Here is a 508-nt window from a genome sequence, read left to right on the forward strand (position 1 = left end):
GCGGCATGGGTATGGTTGGCTGAAGCTCGCATGCTGGCCCGTCGGCTTACTACTTGATTTTGTCTACACCCTCTTAGCCTCCTTTGCTAGTTTAAGGGCAGCGGAAGAGGCATCGCTGCTTTGGAAATTGTCTCATTTCAAAGCAGCTTGGCAAGAGCACCGAGCAGTTGTTCGCGCCAGTGCATTCACCTGTAAACCATACGCTCCTTTGGTAGGTGAATTTTAGCGCCCCCCTACGGGCGCTTTTTTATTAAGGGACTTCTTATGAACACTACTGTATCAGCGATCGCCGTGTTTTTGCTCTTTACATCACTAACAGCCAATGCCCAAAGCGGTATGGAGATCAATAAACGCATCGAGCGTACTGCTAGAGAGGCTACAGCGGATTATGCTCAACGCGTAAAAAAGCCCATGCCTCAACTAGAAGACTAGTAAGCGTACGCCGAACTCACCTTGCGCGACTCAGGCAGGCGCCCACTGATGCGGCAGCAGTTGGCCGACCTCACTC

At 51.6% G+C, this 508-nt stretch carries 1 protein-coding gene and 1 pseudogene; both read left to right on the top strand.

The window, feature by feature from the left end; all coding sequences use genetic code 11:
- On the top strand, window positions 1–226 hold a 226-nt coding region (locus CYD26_RS25345), incomplete at its 5' end, for a hypothetical protein (RefSeq protein WP_218197074.1).
- A 38-nt stretch (window positions 227–264) separates the two neighbouring features.
- Window positions 265–429, top strand: a pseudogene (locus CYD26_RS24780) (DUF2790 domain-containing protein); the annotation flags it as partial.
- Between the last annotated feature and the right edge of the window lie 79 nt (window positions 430–508).

This window comes from Pseudomonas sp. FFUP_PS_473, from assembly GCF_002858665.1.
Taxonomy (GTDB): Bacteria; Pseudomonadota; Gammaproteobacteria; order Pseudomonadales; family Pseudomonadaceae; genus Aquipseudomonas; species Aquipseudomonas defluvii.